General features: G+C 37.1%; 14 protein-coding genes and 1 pseudogene. 5 read left to right on the top strand and 10 right to left on the bottom strand.

Annotation, left to right across the window (positions count from 1 at the left end; translation table 11 throughout):
* Positions 1–106: 106 nt before the first annotated feature.
* On the bottom strand, positions 107–346 hold the full coding sequence (locus MKX67_RS01045; RefSeq protein WP_095371075.1) for a hypothetical protein: 240 nt from the start codon (positions 344–346) through the stop codon (positions 107–109).
* A gap of 138 nt (positions 347–484) precedes the next feature.
* Here MKX67_RS01045 and pdaB point away from each other — a divergent pair, with 138 nt between their 5' ends.
* Complete coding sequence (gene pdaB, locus MKX67_RS01040) at positions 485–1237, top strand: polysaccharide deacetylase family sporulation protein PdaB (RefSeq protein WP_322910584.1); 753 nt, start codon at positions 485–487, stop codon at positions 1235–1237.
* A gap of 19 nt (positions 1238–1256) precedes the next feature.
* On the opposite strand, the gene MKX67_RS01035 is transcribed toward pdaB, so the two are convergent.
* Entirely contained in the window at positions 1257–1898 is a 642-nt protein-coding gene (locus MKX67_RS01035; protein ID WP_095371077.1) for a KinB-signaling pathway activation protein, read from the bottom strand.
* A gap of 148 nt (positions 1899–2046) precedes the next feature.
* Here MKX67_RS01035 and gerD point away from each other — a divergent pair, with 148 nt between their 5' ends.
* A complete protein-coding gene (gene gerD / locus MKX67_RS01030) occupies positions 2047–2700 on the top strand; it encodes a spore germination lipoprotein GerD (protein WP_307316849.1) in 654 nt (217 codons plus the stop codon).
* A 44-nt stretch (positions 2701–2744) separates the two neighbouring features.
* On the opposite strand, the gene MKX67_RS01025 is transcribed toward gerD, so the two are convergent.
* The 7 genes and pseudogenes from MKX67_RS01025 to MKX67_RS00995 form a co-directional block, all read right to left on the bottom strand.
* Positions 2745–3794, bottom strand: coding sequence for an Mrp/NBP35 family ATP-binding protein (locus MKX67_RS01025; protein ID WP_095371079.1), 1050 nt, complete (start codon positions 3792–3794; stop codon positions 2745–2747).
* Between the two features lie 186 nt (positions 3795–3980).
* Entirely contained in the window at positions 3981–4700 is a 720-nt protein-coding gene (cwlD, locus tag MKX67_RS01020) for an N-acetylmuramoyl-L-alanine amidase CwlD (protein ID WP_095371080.1), read from the bottom strand.
* A 64-nt stretch (positions 4701–4764) separates the two neighbouring features.
* Positions 4765–5208, bottom strand: a complete 444-nt coding sequence (locus MKX67_RS01015; RefSeq protein ID WP_322910585.1) for a DUF2521 family protein — start codon at positions 5206–5208, stop codon at positions 4765–4767.
* A 90-nt stretch (positions 5209–5298) separates the two neighbouring features.
* Positions 5299–6094: pseudogene (gene proC, locus MKX67_RS01010) on the bottom strand (pyrroline-5-carboxylate reductase).
* A gap of 705 nt (positions 6095–6799) precedes the next feature.
* Complete coding sequence (locus tag MKX67_RS01005; RefSeq protein ID WP_342488793.1) at positions 6800–9475, bottom strand: YhgE/Pip domain-containing protein; 2676 nt, start codon at positions 9473–9475, stop codon at positions 6800–6802.
* An 848-nt stretch (positions 9476–10323) separates the two neighbouring features.
* Positions 10324–11511, bottom strand: coding sequence for a DUF4317 domain-containing protein (locus MKX67_RS01000; protein WP_095371085.1), 1188 nt, complete (start codon positions 11509–11511; stop codon positions 10324–10326).
* A gap of 282 nt (positions 11512–11793) precedes the next feature.
* Positions 11794–12393, bottom strand: a complete 600-nt coding sequence (locus MKX67_RS00995; RefSeq protein WP_307316861.1) for a TetR/AcrR family transcriptional regulator — start codon at positions 12391–12393, stop codon at positions 11794–11796.
* A 183-nt stretch (positions 12394–12576) separates the two neighbouring features.
* On the opposite strand from MKX67_RS00995, the gene MKX67_RS00990 reads away from it, so the two are divergent.
* Positions 12577–13314, top strand: a complete 738-nt coding sequence (locus tag MKX67_RS00990; RefSeq protein WP_095371087.1) for an SDR family NAD(P)-dependent oxidoreductase — start codon at positions 12577–12579, stop codon at positions 13312–13314.
* Between the two features lie 153 nt (positions 13315–13467).
* Here MKX67_RS00990 and bla read toward each other — a convergent pair whose 3' ends face one another.
* On the bottom strand, positions 13468–14355 hold the full coding sequence (bla, locus tag MKX67_RS00985; protein WP_307316863.1) for a class A beta-lactamase: 888 nt from the start codon (positions 14353–14355) through the stop codon (positions 13468–13470).
* Positions 14356–14469: 114 nt separating this feature from the next.
* Between bla and MKX67_RS00980 the strand changes: the two genes are divergently transcribed.
* Together MKX67_RS00980 and blaI are read left to right on the top strand one after the other, a co-directional pair.
* Positions 14470–16263, top strand: a complete 1794-nt coding sequence (locus MKX67_RS00980; RefSeq protein ID WP_342488792.1) for a BlaR1 family beta-lactam sensor/signal transducer — start codon at positions 14470–14472, stop codon at positions 16261–16263.
* Positions 16264–16650, top strand: a complete 387-nt coding sequence (gene blaI, locus MKX67_RS00975; RefSeq protein WP_095371090.1) for a penicillinase repressor BlaI — start codon at positions 16264–16266, stop codon at positions 16648–16650.
* Positions 16651–16747 lie beyond the last annotated feature (97 nt).

The following is a 16747-nucleotide window of genomic DNA, read 5'->3' as shown; positions in this document are numbered from 1 at the left end:
AGCTCGTTTTTGTCAACAACTTTTTTGTTTTTTTATTAAAAACTTTTTTAATAGTTGATGTCACTAACGACTGCTTTAATATAATAACACCATATCTTTTAAAACGTCAATGACTTTTTTTTATTTTTTTATTCTTTTTTTCATTTAATTTATAATGAGCATATTCATCTGCTGGAACAACCCTTTTGAATAAGCTTAAAAGTATCTCATACTTCTCTTTCATTGCAACTTTAACAACATCTGCAATTCGCTCATCTTCTAAATCGAACAATATTTCATCCATCTCTCTCTTTAATAAGTATTCAATTTCTTGTTGCTCTTTTCCATTTAGTAATAACCCGATCAACGATTGTTCCACCCTCTCTTTGACAAGCTATCACTATATTACCCATCCCCACTCATTTTATAATGATAAATTCATCATGTTTTTAATTTTTTTGCATAGATATAGGACAAGGATGTATTTGGGACGAGGTGAATAAGAATGAAGTTCTTTTATGTATTTCATGCAAAGAGATTAAAACAAATGACTTTAATTTTGGTAGCTGCATTTTTTACAGCAATGTTTATGTTTATGGAAACAACGATTCATTTACCTGTTTTTTCTACAAAAGACGCACCGAAGGCATTATATAAAGGGGAGAAAGGAGTAGCTCTCACTTTTAATATTGGTTGGGGAGATGAAAAGGCGGAGCCTATTTTAGATTTATTAAAGAAAGAAAAAGTCACTTCTGCTACATTTTTCTTATCAGGTTCATGGGCTGAGAGCCACCCTGATATTGTCGAACGTATTGCTAAATCTGGATATGAAATCGGTATACTGGGTTATAATTACGAAGACTATACAGAGCTAGAAGAAGATAAAATCAGACAAGATTTAGCTAGAGCACAAACCGCGTTTGCTAAGTTAAATATTAAGGATATTAAATATGTTAGACCACCTACTGGTCACTTTGACAAAAAGACCTTAGCAGCAGCAAAACAATTAGGCTATACAGTTGTGCATTGGAGTTTAGATTCTAAAGACTGGACAAATCCAGGTACAGATAAAATTATTCAAAAAGTACTCGAAGCTGAAAATGGAGAAATCGTATTGATGCATGCATCTGATTCAGTGAAACAAACATCCAAAGCATTGCCTTCTATCATAAATGGGTTCAAAAAGGAACAGATTGAGTTAGTTACTATTTCAGAAATGATGGCCAATGCCAATGCAACGGCAGAAGAAATTAATTAAACAACAAAAAGTCGCCTGGTTAAACAGACGACTTTTTTGCTTCCAATCTTTCTCTTTGACGGGCAGATTCTGCATTATATTTTGGTAACACGAGTAATTGATAAGCATTACAAATGATTAAAGGTAGAACCATTAACCATAACCAACTTTCTTCGTTTACTCTTAATACCGGCACCCATTCAATCGTTGTCACGACCACCATAAAAAACAACGCTGGTACAAAAGCATGTTTATTCGTAGTGGATACTTTCAAGGCCGCAATTACTACACCGGCTATTAAAACAAAACCTGCAAGTCCTAAATAAGGAAGAATACTATCTCCTGCATCCGCAAAAGCTTTATAACGGAAGTACACTAAATCAAATAGCACAAATAAAACCAACACAATTTGCACAGCATTCCATAATTGATGAGACTTAAAAATACCCAACCCAAAACGATGCACTGTTAAATATGCGAAAAATCCCATTTGACTAATAATACTAAAAATTAAACCGACACCGAATAACCAAAAAAGAACAGATAGTATTTCCAACGCATCAAAATTGGTAAATAAATGAGAAAATTCATCCCAACGCACGACAAAACCAATAACCCCTGTTGCAACGCCACCGACAAGTAATGTGGTTATAAAAAATTTGATCCAAGCACGGCTAGTCAATTCCTTTTCCCCCATAACGTTATTATCACTTAATGATTGTACCAAATCTTTACTTGAAAAATCTAGGCAATCCGCAATTTACGCATAATATTGACAGATTTTCTTCATTCTATTAGTACGGGATATTTATTTTAGGAGGCAGTTTAACATGAAAAAAAGCCTTTTTATTATTCCATTGCTCCTCATTCTAACCTTAACAGCATGTTCGCAATCAGGTAGTGAGCACATGGACTATGATCAAACAAAGAAAATGATTGTAGATATACTAAAAACGGATGACGGAAAACAAGCATTACAAGACTTAATGGCTGATGAAAAAATAAAACAACAACTAGTAATGGACCAAAATATGGTGACAGAAACAATCGAGAGTACACTGACATCTGAAAAAGGCACAGAGTTTTGGAAAAAGTCATTTGAAGACCCAGCGTTTGCTGAAACAATGGCTAAAAGCATGAAGTCAGAGAATGAGGAGTTACTCAAGGACTTAATGAAGGATCCAGATTATCAAAAAATGATGATGGACATTCTAAAGGATCCTGAAATGGAGAAAAAATTAACAGAAGTGATGAAAAGTCAAGAATTTAGGGCGCATTTGCAAACAGTCATTACTGAAACCTTTGAAAGCCCGCTCTTTAAGGCAAAATTACAGGACGTTCTTATGAAGGCAGCCGAAGAATCACAATCAGGTAAAGAAGGTAAAGAAGGTGGCGGCAGTAGTAGCGAAGGTGGTGGCGGTGAACAAGGTGGTGAAGGTGGCGGTGAAGGAGAAAGCGGCCAAGAAGGTTCTGGAGAAGAATAAAAATATAAAAAAGCATTTGGATTTAACATCCAAATGCTTTCTTATTATGCTTTTTTAATTACTTGTTGTGCAATTTCTGTATAGATTTTTCCTAAACGATGATCTGCGTCGTAAATAGATGGTGCGAAATCTTCTTCGCTCCAATCAGGCTGCTGCAGTGGTAATTGACCAATTACCTCTGTTCTTAGTTCTTCTGCAAGTTTTTCTCCGCCACCATGACCGAAGACATACTCTTTTTCACCTGTAACTTTACTTTCAAAGAAAGCCATGTTTTCAATTACGCCTAAGATTTCATGTTCAGTACGAATAGCCATCGCACCAGCACGTGCAGCAACAAAAGCTGCCGTAGGGTGAGGAGTAGTTACGATGATTTCCTTACATGATGGAAGCATTGTATGAACATCTAGCGCCACATCACCTGTTCCTGGTGGTAAATCTAATAGAAGATAATCAAGATCTCCCCACTCTACTTCATTAAAGAAGCTATTGAGCATTTTACCAAGCATTGGACCTCTCCAAATAATTGGTGCATTATCTTCTACAAAGAAGCCCATAGAAATAACCTTAACACCAAAACGTTCTACAGGAATTATGCGCTCACCTCTTACTACAGGACGCTTCATAATACCCATCATATCAGGGACACTGAACCCATAAATATCTGCATCTACTAGACCGACTTTCTTTCCTTGCCTAGCAAGAGCGACAGCCATATTGACAGATACTGTTGATTTCCCAACGCCACCTTTACCACTAGCAATAGCAATAAATTTCGTTTTACTATTCGGTGATAGTAGACCCTTATCTTCTTCAGGCATTGCTTGTCTATGTTTTTCTAGTGTTTCAGCCGGTAGTTCATTAAAACGGATACCCACGGATTCTGCACCAGCTGCTTTAATTCGATTCACAATCTCAGTTTGCAATTGCAATTGTTCAGCTGTTGCAGTCTTGGCGATCAATATTTTTACACTGACATGAGCCTTCTCCTCTTTTACTTTAATCTCTTCAATCGCTTGAAGTTCCCCGAGTGTTTTATGTAAAAAAGGTTCTTGTAAGCCCTCAATGGCTTCTCTTACTTTTTGTTCATTAATCATCTATCCTACACCCCTTTAAAATCGTTTCTTCATTAGAATAACTCTAATTGTCATTCTAACACATATTAGAATATCAGTCTTTATACAATGCCTAAAATATCTTAAAGATCTATTTGTATAAATGTTTATATTTTCCACGAAGGGATTTTTAGAAAATAAAAACACGAACAAATCTTTTGTCCGCGTTTAATCTTCAATCACAATCTCTTTCTCATTAGAGTAATGGCGCATTATGCCATTGTAAATGGAGGCTGCTATTTTATTTTGATAATCGTCGCTTTGTAGTAAGGTCCGCTCGTTCTGATTAGATAGGAAGCCTACTTCTACAAGGACACCTGGTTTTTTTGAATGATCAAGAATATAGACATTTTCTAATTCCTTCGCCCGTCTTGTCGTATTTTCTAAGTTAGCGATGAGTTCATCTTGGATAAATTTAGCCGCTCGTGCATTTCCATCTATATGAGAAGCAAAAAAGGTTTGTGCTCCTCTCCATTTAGGAGAAGGGATTGAATTCAAATGTACACTCACGTAAAAATCAGCATCACTATGGTTAATCATATTTAAGCGCTTTTTCAAATCCTCTACTTTTCGCCTACTATAGCCTTTAGTATCTTCTGCAGCTAAGTCCTTATCATCTTCGCGTGTCATCATCACCACGGCTCCTTGTTCTTGAAGGTAATCACGCAGCTTCAAAGAAACTTCTAGGGCAATATCTTTCTCTAACACATTTCCATTATCTGCTCCACCATCCGGACCGCCATGACCAGGGTCAAGAAGGATAACCTTTCCGGATAAAGGAAGATTCCAAGCGTTCCAGGAATCATCTTCAGAAAAGTCATATTGCAAAATAAAGAATAAAATAGCCAGTCCAGTTATAAAACCAATTACTTTTAATTTCTTCTTCACCGATTACCACTCCCCGCTCGTCCTCAAAATATATATATGGGACAAGGAGAATGATTAGAACGATTTAATGCAGTCTTAATTTATGCCTTTTTCGACCATTTTCAAACCCTTCCATCCACCAACTATAGATATACTGTTCACAACTGTAGAATAGGGATTCACTATAAACCCCTTCTTCATTTTGCGCCCAATATAAGAAAAAATGATACAGAGTATTCGTAAAATGCGTAAGTTCCCCTTTACATCTATGTTGAACAGTAGTAGCCGTCTCACCGCTAGTACCAAAATGACTATAATGTGCGCCTAAAAGATACGCTTCGATTGCCATATCATAGCAAGCTTCCTCTATTCCCGCATGGTTCATTAAACCTGTTAATAAACGAGATGAACCGAATAAGTGCTTGACTTGTTCTTTCAGATCCTTTACTGAGATCTCCTTTAGCACTGATTTTTCATATTTTAACTGCTTCTCTCGCCGCTTATCTTCAAATGTAGTAATAAGTGTCACTTGTTTTCACCTCTATCTCTATTCTTTAACTTCCTGTATAGAGGCATACAAAAAGCAGCGGTGATTTCCGCTGCCAATTTTTCCACTATATTAATGTGCTACTTTTTCTAACTCTTCTCTAATTTCCTTCGAACGTGCAGCAGCATGTTGAACAGCTTCGGAAATAGCTTCTCCGCCGTGATGAGCTTTTAGTGCTTCGACACCCGAATAAGTTGTACCATTAGGTGAGGTCACTCTCTCACGTAAAACAATCGGTGCTTCGCCTTTTTCTAAAACCATTTTTGCTGCTCCATATATCGTTTGAGCAATAATTTTCCGTGCTTTTTTTGGCCTCTAATCCTTGTTCTACACCCACCTTCTCCATCTCTTCCATTAGATAGTAGAAGTAGGCAGGGCCACTTCCTGCAAGACCTGTGAAAACATCCATCTGCTCTTCTTCAATGATAAATACTTCTCCCATGCAAGCAAGTAAATCTTTCACATCTCTCTCATGTCGCTTCTGTGTATAAGAACCGAGAGTCATCGCTGTAGCCGATTCTTGAATCATGCTAGATGTATTTGGCATCACCCGAATAACTTGCTGCTCATCATTTAGCTTCTCTTCCATATATGAAGTAGAAATACCTGCTAATACAGAAACAACCACTTGATCAGGTCTGATTTTATCTTTTAAGAAGGCAAGGGCTTCTTCTGCGCCATAAGGTTTCATTGCCATAATAAAATAATCAACTTCTTCATACGGTAGATCCTTTTGTAGCATCGTATGAACACCGTATCTTTCCTTTATTTCTGTCAACCGATCCCCATTGAATTTATTCGTTACATAAATTTGCTGTGCTGGTACCTTCTCCGCATGAATCATTCCTGAAATCATTGATTCCGCCATTGAACCTGCACCAAAAAAAGCCACTGTCTTATTCTCTAACATTTACACAAACACTCCTTAAAAGTTGTGTCTTCGTTTCCGTACTTTTTTCAACGTTATCTATCTTAACATGTCACTATTTAGAATCAAGGGTTAACGATTAAGTCATAAGCATATGAGCGAGATAGTGAAAGAAAGCGTTACCATTCAAATCCTGATGTCCTCTAACCTCGCTCAACGGTCTGTATGCAGGCTCAATCTTGAATATCGTGTTTTCATCTTTGTTGTAAAGTAAGGACAACCATCTGCACATACTTCAATAGTAGCTTCATGTTAAATTATTCTTTTATTCTGGGACACAAAGCAACAAATAATGGAAAAGACGAAAGTAAAACGGATGAGGAGAACTATTCAGATTTTATGACGATGATAGGTATGAGCCACATCATCCGAAAAGAACTGCTAAACATTTACGCTTCCACTAAGGAACGTCACAAATCTGTTTTGCGCTACTTATCCCTTTGCTTTCCCTTGTAACTATGTACCCCTTCACATTTTCAAACAGAGCGACTTGCCTAATTACCAACCTCGTAAGAAGATCTGCCCCCACTCCCTTTAAATTATCGCCACCAATAATCACTGTTCTGTAAATTAAATCACCGAAAAAATTTGATGTACATCATCAAAAAAAGCTTTTCGCCACGATAAGTGACAAAAAGCTCTATATTAATCAACTAATCGACTAGAACGAGATTTCTCCGCTGTCTTCTTTAACCAAGGCGTTAATGGTTTTTTTAGTACAAGCCCTAAGATTAAAGAGGCTACGAAAAAGAGAAATAAGTATAGAAAACTCATCCAGACGACATGAGGGACAATGCCTCCAACTGCTTCTCTCAGAATATTAATCGCATGTGTAAATGGTAAGAATGGATTAATCGCTTGGAAAAATGCTGGTGCAACTTGAATCGGGAAAGTACCGCCTGCACCTGATAACTGCAATACCATGAGTATAATCGCTAACGCCTTACCAATATTGCCAAAGATTGAGACAATCGTATAGACCATTGTCATAAACATCATCGCAATAATGACAGTAAATATCACAAACCAAACCGGATTTGCTGCGTAAGTTCCAAGAATCAGAAGATCACCAACACTAACAATTAACCCTTGTAGAAAGCCAACGATTAAAAATAGGACAAGCCTGCCAAGGTAAACATGACGAATAGAATACTCCTCTTTCATATCTTTTGGGTGGACATCTGTTTTTAATAAGTTCGCTAATAACAGTGCACCTACCCATAAACATAACACAGTATAAAAGGGTGTATTCGCTGAACCGTAATTTGGGATTGGATATAATTGATCCTCAACAAGCTTTACCGGCTCTTTAAAGAATTCACTTTCTTTTTGAATATCATTTTTTAATAACGCAATGATTTCTCCCAAATCATTATTTGCCTTAAAATCTCGAATATCATCGGCTGCTTTATGGACCGAATCTTCAAGCGCAGGAAGATTCCCTTGAATGAACGCGGTAACTTCAGAAAGTCCTTTTTCCACCTCAGGAAGGTTTTCATTCACTAAGCCCGCTATTCGCGAGAATTCTGACTCAATTTTAGGGAGGTCATTACGGACAAAGTTACTTGCTTGATGAACTTTTTCTTCCACACCTGGAAGGTCATTTCGTATAAAGTCGCTTGCCTTATGAACGGCATCAACTGCTTTCGGTAAATCCGTTTCAATCTTGGCAACAATCTCACCTATGCTCTCCTCGATTGCCGGTAAGTCAGCAATGATTTGATTGAGCTGTGCTTCACCTGTCTCAGCAATTCCTTCTGCATTTGTTAGCACTTCTTCTATATTCGGCATTTCTTGTTCAATTTTCTCTAAATCGCCCGCAGCTTTTTGTGCTGTATCATTCAATTGTTGCATGCCATTTAAGATCTCTTGCTTTCCACCATTGTTCATAAAAGCAACAAGTCTTCCCGCTTGAGCAGCGGTATCTTGAGCCTGTTTCCTAAGTACTTGGATTTGCTCTTTTGATAACTCACCTGAGCCCGCTTGCGCTAGGGAATCATTAAGTGCTGTTAACTGCTGTGATAATTGTGTTAATGAATCAATCACCGTTGTAAATTGACCGTTTTGATTTAACGCCGTAAACATATCAATCGCATAATTAACTGATGTAATATTTGTTTGCAATTGTTGCTGTAAATCTTTAATCGATTGATTGACCGAATTGTTCATTTGGTCATTTTCGAGTTGTTTAAGTACTTGGTCAATGGAATTGGCCGTATTTTCAATGATAACTGCATTTTGAGTTATAACATCTAATATGGGCTCAATTGCCCCTTCATTTGCTGATAAAAAGCTATTTAGACTTTTAACATATTCTTCAGCATCAGCTGCCATTTGATTGGCTTTCGGTAAAGCTTCCTGCACACGATCAATCACCTCCTGCGCTGTTTGAACACCTTTTAACGCTCGATTTAACTGATCTGATACTTCTCCAAACTGCTGACTTGCTTCTGTTAATCGCTCTGCTGCCTCTTCAATTTCTGGTAACCGCTCTTCTAATGTCAATACTTGATCACCTAATTGATTGATGAGCGGAAGCTTTTCTTCTAATGTGAGTATGTGCTGTGCTCCTTGATTTAATTCAGGAAATTTCTCTTCCAGGGCAATTACTTTTGTGATTGTTTCCTTCATCTCTGGCCAGTCTTCATTTAACGTGACAATCTTTTCACCTAGTTCATTTAACTCCGGAAAACGTTCTTCTAATGCAAATATATTATTCTCCACTTTAAGAATGGTCGGTAGTTCTTCCTCTAACTTAATACCGATATTGTTAAATTCCGTGAATAGGGCTTTTGATGCTTCGGCTAAGAAATTCTCACTAATCTGTTCAACTAATGCGGAAGCGCCTGCAGATGTCATCTTTGGTGCAATCGCATTTAATTTTTCATTTACCTCATACCTGACTTCCGGTGCCTCTGGTTCACCATCCACCACACTTGTTAATTGTTTCGAAAAATCCTCGTCAATATAGACCGCAGCATAATAATCTCCATCTCTTACTCCTTCTTCAGCTACCTGCCTATTCACAAAGGTCCAACCCATTTGATCATTATCTTTTAATTGATCAACGAGCTCTTGCCCTATATTCATTTCTTTCCCTTCAAGCTCTGTGCCACTATCTTCATTGACAATTGCTACCTTAATTTGACTCGTCTCGCTATATGGATCCCACGATGCAGCAATATTAAACCATGCATACAATGACGGCAAAAAGGCTAAACCGATTAGTAGTAACGCAACTAACGGTACCCTGCGTAAATTCCTAAAATCCTGCCTGACAATGCTGAAAATCTGCTTCAATCTTCCACCTTCCTTATTCATGATGGGCCTTCTAATAACAGAAAACCCCAATTCAATACCTATAAGAATACAACATCCTTTTGGAAGTTTCCATTTAAAAGTCACTGGAAATTTTAAATTACAAATTAATGGTTGCTTATCGAGAAGACGTCGCTTTAAAAAGGGGCAATAATTGGTACATTGTAAACATTTTAAAAGCAAAAGACTTTTTATCAACGCCAGATGAAAACATATGGCATTTAAGAAACCACATCATTTACTGTTAGGTTTAAATAAAGCTCCTAACAAGTTAATGATACGATTCAAATTGGATTTAAAAATAGAGAATTGGGTTCCTTTTTGTAAATGTCACATCAATCAGTGGTTGGGATAATGATATCAGATGCATCCGAATGATTAGGGTTCTTTACCTTCTATTAGTTTGGATTATTTTATATGGTTTTTATACTCATTTTAAAAGAATAGTGGAATGAACCCTATTAATAAGTAGATATTATCCAATGTTGCATGTTGAGCAGTAAAATATACACAAGTCGTACCCTTGCCCTATAAACATCACTTGCTTTGGACTCTGTTAAGCCACGGAATCCTTCGGCTCATATTTAAAAAAATAAATTCAAGAATAAAGTAAAAGTGGCATATAAAGATTACGTGGAACTGAATGGACTATATCTATCTAATCGCATATTCGAAAAGTATGCCAATGTAATACAGGCATTTTGGGGAATCTATTTAAAATGAGGAGGGTGGATAGGTCATATCTCGTGTCAATTTACCGGTAAATCACGCTTAACCGCCTTATATTTGGGCTAAGGCGGCTAATTTTTATATCCCATTCTTATTAAATACTTATTGGGATAAATCTTTCTTTATTCTTCATCTTTTACTTTATTAAATATTGCTTCTGGAATCATTTCAAAGCCTTCAATCACTGTGTTCTCTTCCACTTCAATCATTAGACAAAGCTTACCATCCACATGCATTTGACGGACATAGCGCAAATCCTGCGGACAAACAGAAATATCTGCTACTTTTGTTTTGATTTTAATTGACTTAGACGTATACTTTGGCACAATACTGGTTGCTTTCAGCTCATAATTTTCATCGTCAATTACCTTTTTGAAAGCTGATTCTACCTTTTGGCGATCGACATCCTGCACACCGCTAGTCGTTAGAACCTTCTCCACATCGCGATAGTCCAGTTTCGGGGCATCAGGCTCTTCATTCTCTTCCACCACTCGTTGGATTTCATCGAATACATTGGCAAGTATCGACGTATTAATCTGGTTGCCTGCAACATCCTTTACAATTTCCTCAAACACAATCTTATCGTCTTGTGCTGTCATAGCTTCTTCAGCATTTAATACTTCTTCAATGAAATGATAATCCAGCTCATATGCCTTTCCTGCTGAATAGAGTACATGATTCACATCTGCAGCATGATCAGTAAAGCTAGGAAATAGAAATCCGCCAACTGGCACTTTCAAATTGATAACAGGATCAACGACAAAGTGATACTTGAATTCTTTCTCCACATAGTCAAACAGTAGCTCTTTTTTGGGATCTATCGTCTTGTTGATACTGCATAAGATAAAAGGATTGGCATAAACCGCATCTCGGCTGCTTTCTTCGGTCTCTTCGTTACTCCGTTTCGTAGGCTTTAAATATTCACCATGTATAAACGTAACGACAATATCCATTTCGTACTGTTTATCCTTCAACATCTTTTCCACAAGATCCAACATATGCCCTTTCCATTCATCCGTATCATTCGTAAGTATCGCTTGATGAAGTATCAGTTGGCTACTATTCTCTATATTTCGCTGGAATTTCAATTCAAACAACTTCTGATCCAACTGGCCTGTCAGTACTTTTTTGAAGTTGGTTAAGAAAAGTTCCTGCTGTTCTTGTTCAAGCATTTCAAATGGCGTGCTTTGATGGTGATAAACTTCACTAGATTCTTTCATTATATAAACATTAAAAATATCTTTAATCTTTAATAAATCATTATTCATCTTAAATTGTTTTTTAAAGTCAGCTATATCTTTTTTATTCAAAAATGGATTCTCCCTTAATTCATTATGCAAACCATGGATCAATCAACTGAATTTTATCTTTTCATTTTAACATAATTAAATGGGCTAATGGATGACTTAACTCCATAGATTGTTTCCAAACGAATATCAATTAAAATTAGTTTGTGAAAATGTGCACAAGCGGTTATACTAGAACTATAACCCGATTGTGAATCATTGAACATGATGAAGAATTAAAAAGTGGTCCATGAGGAAAATAGTCCAAACAAGCTTGTAATAGCGGAGCCTACTTTTTTGCCACTTTTAATGTTTATCTAAATATTTGACCGAAGCCATATGCGCCTGAGATAGTATGATAATTTCTTTAATCAATTCTTCTTTTGATATCTGGAAGCCTGTATTAATCCAATTGGCTAATAAACCGTAAAATCCATATGCTGTGTATCGCTTAAAGTAATCCATATTAACCGGGAGATCATTAATTGTTTTAAATTCAAACTTCTCCTGATATATCGTAAGTATTGTTTGTGGAAACCTCGTATGCAGTTCGGGAATGGTGTCGACATAATTGATTAAATCATAAAATTCCCGATTGTTATAAATGGATGAGATAATATGAAAATACCTATTATCCAATAGGTTTGTACTAACCTCTCTCTTAAGTTTAAACGGCCTTTCAAAAGATTCTTCTAACGCCGCTAGATTGGTGGACAAGAGGTCATCGGCTAATTCAAATTTATCTTTATAGTGAACATAGAACGTACTTCGATTATACTTTGCATACTGCACGATATCTTTGACAGAAACAGAATGGAAGCCCTTTTCTTTCGTTAAGGCAATCAGAGCCTGTTGAAGGTGCATCTTCGTCCGATCTCTTCTTGGGGTAGACCAATTGTTTTGCATTCGCTCCTTCTCCTTATGCAACAAAATTTTGCTGGTTTATAGACAATTATACCTAATATGTCTAATGAATACACAATTACAATTTTATTGCTGATTGAACCTATCTATCATCGTATTATAATTTATTTGTAAACACTTTCAATTAAGTGTATTGACACATTCATTATAATAGGGGGAAGAAACATGAGCAAACTACAAGATAAAGTAGCTGTTATTACTGGGGGAGTATCTGGTATTGGTGCTGCAACTGCAAAATTATTTGCTTCAGAAGGGGCAAAATTAGTCCTTGTTGATATGAACGAAGAAAAAGGTGCTAGTTTTGAAGCTGAATTAAAATCACAAGGTGCAGAAGCGGTTTTCCTTAAAGCTGATGTAACAAGTGAAGTAGAAGTTAAAAATATCTTTACTACAGCATTAGATACTTTCGGTAAAGTAGATATTTTATTTAATAATGCGGGAATTGGCGCAGTAAAACCAACTGAAGAGCTAAGCTATGCAGAGTGGAGAAAAACAGTAGAAGTGGACTTAGATGGGGTATTCTTAGTTGCACAAGCTGCTATTAAAGAATTCTTAAAAACAGGAAGCGGTGTTATTGTCAATACAGCTTCTATGTATGGTTGGGTTGGCTCACCTGGAAGTGCGGCATATAACGCTGCCAAAGCAGGTGTCGTGAACTTAACTCGTTCGCTTGGCTTAGAGTATGCAGCACGCAATATCCGTGTAAATGCGCTTTGCCCAGGATTTATCGATACACCAATTCTTGGAGAAGCAGATAGACAAGGTTTAACTGCTGCTACACCAATGAATCGTTTAGGTAAACCAGAAGAAATGGCAAAAGCAGTATTATTTATGGCTAGCGATGATTCTTCTTTCATGACTGGTAACAGCCTAATTATTGATGGTGGATACACAGCACAATAATTATAAATAAAGTAAGAAACCCATTTTGACTTATGGTCAGAATGGGTTTTTTTATGATGATGCAGGGACAGAAATGACATATTTTCTACTGTAAAACAGCTATGAACAATCAATTTTATCTAGGCAGTTTATTCCCAATAACACTTTTTGATCTCAATTCACTTGAGTCAATGTTTCAAGCACAATCTCGGTTGCTTCTCCAATCAATTGATCATCATATTCGGCTTCTTTTTCCTGCTTATTCGACAATACGGCAATCACAATTGGTTCATCATTAGGCGGCCATACAATCGCGATATCATTTCTTGTACCATAAGATGCGGCACCACTTTTATCACCAACGATCCAATCTGTTGGTACTCCTGATTTAATCAAGGTATCACCAGTTGTATTTCCTTTGAACCACTCCTGAAAAATTTCTCTTTTTTCTTCCGATAATTCATCCGTTAATCCAAGTATTCTTAAATTTGTTGCCAATGCTTTAGGGGTACTAGTATCTCTCGTATCCCCAGGAGTGGCTTCATTTAATTCTGTCTCCAACCGGTCCATCTCTGTCACATCATCACCGATCGCTCTTAGTGCTTCCTCAAGCTGATCTGGTCCACCTAATTCTGCAAACAATAAATTTCCCGCTGTATTATCGCTATACTGCATAGCTGCTTTCGCAATCTCCCTTAATGTCATTCCTTCATCGACATATTTTTCTGTAATCGGTGAATAGGTAACAAGGTCTTCTTTTGTGTACATTCTTTTTTCATCTAAGATTGATATCGGGTTTTCCTTTAATAAAACCGCCCCCGCTAACGCCTTAAATGTCGAGGCATACGCAAACCGTTCGTCTTCTTGATAGGCAACCGTTTCTTCATTACCTGTATCAATAGCGTATACACCTAATTTAGCACCATACTTTTCTTCTAACTGAGCAAACTTGCCAGACGACACATCCTCTGCCTTCACTTCCCCACCATTCACTTCATTTTCTTTAGAACAACCGACGAGTAATAACATAGCAACAAATAAACCAACAATCATTTTTTTCATCCAAAAACCACTCCCTAAAATTTAATACCAGATTACATTTGTAGTCTGATTACATCTGTAGTACAATATTACATATGTAATCCTAATTGTCAAATTTTTTTTTAAAAAAAGGAGGTGGGCGAGATCTTTATAAGTTTCTTTCTCAACGGGTTGATCATTTCCACTTTTTCAATCCTTACCATCCTACTTATACGTAATTGGATGAAAAACCAAATAAAAGCACAATCACTTAACCACTTGTGGATATTGCTTTTCCTAACACTGCTCATTCCTTTATGCCCTATACCATTACCTTCTTTGTTTTCCGCACAACCGCAAATTCCGGAATTACAAAAGGAAGGTACAACAGTGGCAATTGAAAAAAACCAAGGTGTAATGACAAACGAATTCATTAAAGATTTCTCTGTTTCGGTTCAAAGGATTGATTTCTCTTTCTTAAATGTACCGCTCATGATTCTATGGCTACTCGGTGTGTTTGTGTTACTATCTTTACTTTTGATTAGCTTTTTCGCACTTAAAAGGTTGAAGGCCCAAACACAACCAGTTGAAGACCCAAATATTAAGGCTCTTTTTCTATCATGTAAAAAAAGACTAGGGATTAAAAGAACTATCGACGTCCGCTATTCAACCGAGACTCACTCACCACTCATTTTTGGCCTTTTTCATAGTGTCGTTGTCATCCCAAAAAAAGAGCAAAGCTGGTTAACCATGACGGACTATGAAAATATCTTTCTACATGAGTTAAGTCATTATAAAAATAAAGATTTACTTACAAACTATGTGATGATTTTCTTCCAGGTCATTTACTGGTTCAACCCGCTCATCTGGATTGCCTCAAAAAGAATGAAAGCCGATAGAGAAATGGCTTGTGATGAGGCAGTTTTACAGTTACTCTACCATGACAAAGCTGTCGTTCGTTATGGGCATACAATGATTAATTTCGCATCTACTATGCAAAGGAAGCTGCCACTAACCGCAGAATTCACAAGTGGCAAACGACAAATGAAAGAACGAATCGAGCGTATTGCTGCTTTTCGTACAAAAAAAGCATACTCATTTAAAAAAACAGTATGCTTCTATACTTTAACTCTCTTTATCTTAATTGCTCAGCTACCTTTCGTATCTGCACTCGAAATCGGAGCAGAAGAGACATATGACTTTCAAAACGAGAGCATCATTGAGCGAAATCTCTCACCTTTCTTTCAAGGGTTTGAAGGAAGTTTCGTCCTTTATGATGAAGCGAAAAATCAATACGTCATTCATAACCGCGAGAATGGCATGAAGCGGATCTCACCTGATTCTACTTATAAAATCTATAGTGCTTTATTTGCATTAGATGCAGGGTACATTATGGAGGAAGCTTCCACCCTTTCGTGGGATGGCAGAAACCAACCTTTTGCGGCTTGGAATCAAGATCACAACTTAACTTCTGCTCTACAAAACTCAGTTAATTGGTATTTCCAACGCTTAGATACGATGGCTGGTGAGGAAGCGTTACAAACAAATCTTCAACGTATACATTATGGCAACACCGATACTTCAGGAGGCGTAAAAGACTTTTGGAATGAATCATCCTTGAAGATTTCACCAGTTGAACAAGTCGAGCTCTTGCAATCTTTTTATCATCATCAATTAGGATTTAAAAAGGAGCATACAGCCAAGGTGCAAGATGCACTATTAATTGAAAGCCACACAGGTTACCGCTTATATGGAAAAACAGGCACAGGAACCATTAATGGTATAAACAAAAACGGTTGGTTTATAGGTTACGTCGAAACAAAGCAAACTACCTACTTCTTTGCCACAAATATTCAAGACGAAGGAGAACCAGATGGGCAAAAGGCAATACAAATCACGAGAGATATTTTGAAAGAATTAGGGATTTACGAAAGCAAGGAGGCACAATAAATGGGGGAAACATTACCGAATATCTCAGAATCCGAATGGGCCATCATGAATGTCCTTTGGGATCACTCACCACGAACAGCTAACGATATCATCCAATCTTTACAAAAAAATACTGATTGGAAACCAAAGACCATCAGAACATTGCTCGACCGTCTCGTCCAAAAGTCAGTCGTAGCTGTCGACAAGAGCCAGAAAGTGTACACCTTTTCCCCACTCTACTCCCAAGAAGAGTGCCAAAAGGCAGAAACACAATCATTCATCCAACGCATCTACGGCGGCACACTCAAATCCATGCTCGTCCACTTTATCCAAGACGATAAATTATCAGACAAAGACATCAAAGAACTGCGTTCGATATTGAATGAGAAACCTGAAGGGAAGGAATAGGGAAGGATGAAGACACTAGAAACGCGTCCTACAATTTTGGGGTTTCTGGTGTCTTTTATTTTCAAATACACCATGATAATAAAAGGGTCTGAATGAT

Source organism: Cytobacillus sp. FSL W7-1323 (assembly GCF_038595015.1).
Classification (GTDB): Bacteria; Bacillota; Bacilli; order Bacillales; family Cytobacillaceae; genus Cytobacillus; species Cytobacillus kochii.
This window is presented reverse-complemented; position numbering and strand designations above follow the sequence as displayed.

Bases quoted from the DNA above. Each gene is read 5' to 3' on its own strand.
- pdaB (WP_322910584.1), top strand. From the start codon at position 485: ATGAAGTTCTTTTATGTATTTCATGCAAAGAGATTAAAACAAATGACT.
- MKX67_RS00995 (WP_307316861.1), bottom strand. From the start codon at position 12,393: ATGCAAAACAATTGGTCTACCCCAAGAAGAGATCGGACGAAGATGCAC.
- bla (WP_307316863.1), bottom strand. From the start codon at position 14,355: ATGAAAAAAATGATTGTTGGTTTATTTGTTGCTATGTTATTACTCGTC.
- MKX67_RS01005 (WP_342488793.1), bottom strand. From the start codon at position 9,475: ATGAATAAGGAAGGTGGAAGATTGAAGCAGATTTTCAGCATTGTCAGG.
- gerD (WP_307316849.1), top strand. From the start codon at position 2,047: ATGAAAAAAAGCCTTTTTATTATTCCATTGCTCCTCATTCTAACCTTA.
- MKX67_RS00990 (WP_095371087.1), top strand. From the start codon at position 12,577: ATGAGCAAACTACAAGATAAAGTAGCTGTTATTACTGGGGGAGTATCT.
- MKX67_RS01025 (WP_095371079.1), bottom strand. From the start codon at position 3,794: ATGATTAATGAACAAAAAGTAAGAGAAGCCATTGAGGGCTTACAAGAA.
- blaI (WP_095371090.1), top strand. From the start codon at position 16,264: ATGGGGGAAACATTACCGAATATCTCAGAATCCGAATGGGCCATCATG.